Origin of the sequence: Pseudomonas sp. GL-B-26 (genome assembly GCF_019947405.1) — a bacterium.
Classification (GTDB): domain Bacteria; phylum Pseudomonadota; class Gammaproteobacteria; order Pseudomonadales; family Pseudomonadaceae; genus Aquipseudomonas.
In genome coordinates, this window is record NZ_JAGYGJ010000090.1 from 1 (window position 1) to 5,057 (window position 5,057).

5 protein-coding genes are annotated in these 5,057 nt (G+C 60.4%); 3 read left to right on the forward strand and 2 right to left on the reverse strand.

The window, feature by feature from the left end; all coding sequences use genetic code 11:
• Positions 1 to 191: 191 nt before the first annotated feature.
• Both KGB23_RS29890 and KGB23_RS29895 read right to left on the reverse strand, forming a co-directional pair.
• Positions 192 to 1,205: a zinc-binding alcohol dehydrogenase family protein gene (locus KGB23_RS29890; RefSeq protein ID WP_223433680.1), complete on the reverse strand. Its 1,014-nt coding sequence runs from the start codon at positions 1,203 to 1,205 to the stop codon at positions 192 to 194.
• Between the two features lie 34 nt (positions 1,206 to 1,239).
• Positions 1,240 to 1,533: a putative quinol monooxygenase gene (locus tag KGB23_RS29895; protein WP_149631891.1), complete on the reverse strand. Its 294-nt coding sequence runs from the start codon at positions 1,531 to 1,533 to the stop codon at positions 1,240 to 1,242.
• A 119-nt stretch (positions 1,534 to 1,652) separates the two neighbouring features.
• Here KGB23_RS29895 and KGB23_RS29900 point away from each other — a divergent pair, with 119 nt between their 5' ends.
• The 3 genes from KGB23_RS29900 to KGB23_RS29910 form a co-directional block, all read left to right on the forward strand.
• Positions 1,653 to 2,582 (forward strand): LysR family transcriptional regulator, encoded by a 930-nt coding sequence (locus tag KGB23_RS29900; RefSeq protein WP_008156521.1) that lies wholly within the window; start codon positions 1,653 to 1,655, stop codon positions 2,580 to 2,582.
• Positions 2,583 to 2,898: 316 nt separating this feature from the next.
• Positions 2,899 to 3,633 (forward strand): ArsR/SmtB family transcription factor, encoded by a 735-nt coding sequence (locus KGB23_RS29905; RefSeq protein WP_150656527.1) that lies wholly within the window; start codon positions 2,899 to 2,901, stop codon positions 3,631 to 3,633.
• A 127-nt stretch (positions 3,634 to 3,760) separates the two neighbouring features.
• The coding region (locus tag KGB23_RS29910; protein WP_223433681.1) for an MFS transporter at positions 3,761 to 5,057 on the forward strand (1,297 nt) is incomplete at its 3' end.

Genomic DNA, 5,057 nt, shown 5'->3' on the forward strand with positions numbered 1-5,057 from the left:
AGTAATCCATCTCCACAACCAAACGGATCGCCTCCGCTTTTTCCTCAGATGTAACAACCCGATATCCCATGATGATTCCTAAAGTCGACGCTCCTACATCATGGTCCAAAAATATTCGACCACTACACATAGGCTCCTACAGATGAATGCATTCCCTGTAGGAGCTGGCGAAGCCTGCGATCTTTTGATCTTTAGAACCCTTCGAGCACAATCTTGCCTTTGGACTTGCCACTTTCCAGCAGTTCATGGGCACGGCGCAGGTTCGCCGCGTTGATGGTCCCGAAGTGCTCGCCGACCGTGGTCTTCAGCGTCCCGGCGTCGATTAGCTCAGCCACGCGGTTAAGCAAGTTGTGCTGCTCAATCATGTCTGCGGTTTCGAAAAGCGAGCGGGTGTACATGAACTCCCAGTGCAGCGACAGGCTCTTGCGCTTGAGCTTGGTCACGTCCAGCGCCTTCGGATCATCGATCAGTGCCAGTTTTCCTTGCGGCGCCAAAGCCTCGACCAACTGATCCAGGTGGTGATCGGTCTGGGTCAGGCTGGCGACGTGAGTCACCTGATCGACACCCGCGCGTTTGAGTTCTTCGCTCAACGGCTGGCTGTGATCGATCACCAGGTCGGCACCCAGCTCACGAACCCAGCTCTGGGTTTGCGGGCGAGAAGCCGTGCCGATCACTTTCAGCCCGGTGAGCTGGCTGGCCAGTTGCGTGAGGATCGACCCGACACCGCCAGCGGCACCGACGATCAAAAGGCTCTGGCCTTCATCGGTTTTGCCTTCACGCACTTGCAGACGCTCGAAGAGCAGTTCCCAAGCGGTGATAGCGGTCAGCGGCAGCGCGGCGGCTTCGGCGAAGCCGAGGGTCTTCGGCATATGGCCGACGATCCGCTCGTCTACCACGTGCAGTTCGCTGTTGCCGCCCGCGCGGGCGATGGAGCCGGCGTAGAACACGTTGTCGCCGGCCTTGAACAGCGTCACTTCACTGCCGACGGCCTTGACCACACCGGCCACGTCCCAGCCCAGCACTTTCGGCGCGCCCGCTTCAGGCTGGACGTTCTGGCGGACCTTGGCGTCAACCGGGTTGACCGAGATGGCTTTGACTTCCACCAACAGGTCACGCGGGCCGGCAACCGGTTCTGGCAGTTCGATGTCTTGCAGAGCGTTTGAGTCGCTGATTGGCAACGAGGCGTAGTAGGCAATGGCTTTCATACGGGCTCCTGAAAAGTAATAAAGAAGGAAGAAATCAGACGATGGAGCGCAGGCGCTTGAGGTCGAAGTGTTCGAGAAAGTCGCCAGCCTTGGCGCGGAAGTTCTGGATATGCGCGCTGGCGTCATGGGCCTGCAGGGCTTCGTCACTGCTCCATTTTTCGATCATGTAGAAGGCGTGAGGATTGGCGAGGTCCTGGTGCAAGTCGTATTGACCGCAACCGGTCTCGGCGCGGGTCGGTTCCAGCAGCGCACGCAGGTGCTGTTCGAGGGCATCCTGCTGGCCGGCTTTGGCGATGAGGGTGGCGATAGCAGTGAAAGGCTGGGACATGTTCGGCTCCGGGAACGGGATGAATTCGATGGGACGGATGATTGGCTATTTCTCTGCAAGATAAAACCCGCTAAAAGAGCAGTCTCTTTCAATATTTTTTTGATAATCGAGGCTGAACAATGCTGCGTTTCGATGACTTGCAGTTGTTTGTCCGGGCGGCTGACCTGGGCAGTCTGTCAGCGGCGGCGCGGGGGATGGACATGTCGGCCGCGGTAGCCAGTGCGGCGTTGAAGCGCATCGAACAGCAGCTCGGCGCCCGGTTGCTCGCCCGTTCTACCCGTAGTTTGCGGCTGACCGCTGAAGGCGAGGGATTTCTCGAATACGCTCGGGCTGCCTTGAGCAATCTCGATGAGGGCCGCCGTTTATTGGCCAGCGGTCAGGACCAGGTCAGCGGGATTTTGCAGCTGTCGGCGCCTTCGGACTTTGGCCGCAACCTGCTGCTGCCCTGGCTGGACGAGTTTCAGCGAGAGCATCCGAAGCTTACGGTGCGTTTGCTGTTGGGCGACCGCATCGCTGACCTGTTCCGCCAACCGGTGGACATCGCCCTGCGGTACGGCGAGCCGGAAGACTCAAGCCTGGTGGCGCTGCCCATTGCTCCGCAGAACCGCCGCGTCCTCTGTGCCGCCCCGAGTTACCTGGCCCGGCATGGCGAACCACGGCAACTGGAGCAACTGGCTCAGCACAACTGCCTGCTGTTCATGCTCGGCAGCCGGGTCCACGACCATTGGAGTTTCCACGACGGCAAACGCGAGGTCAGCCTGACCGTCAGCGGCGATCGTTTCAGTGATGATGCCGATGTCGTGCGGTTGTGGGCCGTGGCGGGTGCCGGGATCGCCTACAAATCCTGGCTCGATGTCGCGGCCGATGTGCTGGCCGGTCGATTGAAAGTGCTGATGCCGGAACTGCTCTGTGAGCGCGCACCGCTGAATTTGCTGTGCGCCCATCGCGCACAATTGAGTAAGCCGGTGAACCTTTTGCGGGAAATGCTCGCCAGTCGATGCGCCCGGTTGAGTAGTCAATTTCCGACGTTATCGGGCGCCGATCATTAGTCGCAGGCAAATAGCGAAATTTCACTCAGGAACTATCACCACCAATGGTTTCCCAAGGGCAGGAACCGGCGGTTAACCCGCATATACTAGCGCTCGCTTCATGTACGCACCGTCGATCTCGCATTGGCGAGTCCACGTCCGAGTCAGCCAGGCGCCATGGTCAATCGCCGCGGCTTTGCGAAACCTGCGAAGCAATGGCCTGTGCGATGGACGGCTTTGCCCGGGTTATGGCGGTTTCCACGCCTTGGCCGACGACACATTACTGGTCAAGATGTCTCTGAGCAGTAGACGAAACGATTCAACAGGGAGTGAATACATGGAACATGCACCTTGCATCAGCCAGATCGCCACGTTGCTGGCTGACCCAAAGCGCAGCGCAATGATGTGGGCCTTGATGGACGGCTCGGCGCGGCAAACCGAAGAGCTGGCCTTGTTGGCCGGCCTGTCACCGTCTTCGGCCAGTGCGCATCTGGGGCGTTTGTCCGCCGGAGGTCTGTTGAAAGTCGAATTCCGCGGCCGCAAGCGGTTCTTCCGTCTTGCCGCACCCGAAGTGGGGGCCGCGATAGAGGCACTGGCCAGCGCCACCCTGGCCAGCACGCCTCGGGAAGTCCCGGACGTTTTCAAGCGCACGCCCCCCCTCGCGAAACCTCAGGCGGCGCCTTCGTCACTCTTGCGCGCCAGGCTTTGCGACGACCACTTGGGCGGCACCCTTGCCGCCGATCTTTACCAGCGGCTGCTGGACGCGGGCTGGATCGAACAATTCGATCAGCGGGTCATGATCACCCACAAGGGCGCCACGCAATTGGCGACGCGGGGTGTGTTCATCCAGGCGCTGGCTCATCGCAACAGCCGGGTCGCCTGCGCTTGTCCGGACTGGAGCGAAAGACGCCCGCACATGGGCGGATCACTGGGGGCGGCGTTGCTGCAATTGTTCATGCAGTCAGGTTGGCTGAGCCTGCCCAACGATTCTCGAGCCTTGCAGATCACCGCCGCGGGGCAGCGTGAAATCCATCGATTCGCCAAAGAAACCGAGCTGGAAATGGCGTTGTAGACGCATCGAGATCGACGTCCGAAGCTTCGGGCGTCGTTCAGAGCTGCGAACAGGTCGCATCCAGCCGTAACCCCCAGCCGCTATCGCGCACACTCGTCCGGGGACTTTCGGATTGGGGGAATGTGGCATGGAAACACGAGGCTTCAGCGCGGCAGAACGACTGGAACGGCTGCCCATCAGCGGTTATCACCGAATCATTTTCATCATCATTGCCCTGGCGTTCTTCTTCGACTCCATGGACCTGGCGATGATGACTTTTCTGCTCGGCTCGATCAAAACCGAGTTTGGCCTAAGTACGGCACAGGCCGGGTTGCTGGCCAGTTCGAGCTTTTTCGGCATGGTTGTGGGGGCGTCGCTGTCCGGCATGCTGGCCGACCGCTTCGGGCGCAAACCGGTGTTTCAGTGGAGCATCGTGTTGTGGGGGATCGCCAGTTATCTGTGCTCCACGGCGCAGAACGTTGAAACGCTGACGTTGTTCCGAATCCTGTTGGGGATCGGCATGGGCATGGAGTTTCCCATCGCCCAGTCGATGCTCTCGGAGCTGATTCCAGCCAAACGGCGCGGGCGCTACATTGCGTTGATGGACGGTTTCTGGCCGTTGGGCTTCGTCGCCGCCGGGGTACTGTCGTACTTCCTGCTGCCGGTAATTGGCTGGAGGGACATCTTCCTGGTGTTGGCGGTGCCGGCGGTGTTTGTCCTGGCGATTCGCTTTTTCATTCCCGAATCACCGCGCTGGCTGGAGCAGGCCGGGCATCATGACGTGGCAGACAAGGTCTTGCTGCGCATCGAAGATCGGGTCCGGACATCTCTGGGACGTTCGGATCTGCCTGAGCCGATCCGCCTGCCGAGAGTGGCGAGTACGCCGGGCCATTTCTTTTCCGCGTTGCGGCAGATCTGGTCGCCGCTGTACCGCCAGCGCACGATGATGATCTGGAGTGTCTGGTTCTTCGCCTTGCTGGGGTTCTATGGCCTGACGTCCTGGCTCAGTGCCTTGCTGCAGCAGTCGGGTTTTGCCGTGACCCAGTCGGTGTATTACACGGTGTTGATTTCCCTTGGCGGGATTCCCGGTTTCCTGATGGCCGCCTGGCTGGTGGAGCGTTGGGGACGTAAACCAGTGTGCGTGGTGACGTTGCTCGGCGGCGGGGTGATGGCGTTTCTTTATGGTCAGAGCGCGGTGTTTGGCGGCAACGTCAGCCTGTTGATTGCGTCGGGGCTGCTGATGCAGTTTTTCCTGTTCGGCATGTGGGCGGTGCTTTACACCTACACGCCGGAGTTGTACCCGACATCGGCGCGGGCCACGGGCTCGGGGTTTGCGTCGGCGATTGGCCGCGTGGGTTCGTTGCTCGGGCCAATGGTGACCGGGTTGGTGTTCCCGATGACCGGGCAGGGCGGGGTGTTTGCGTTGGGGGCGATGTGTTTTGCGG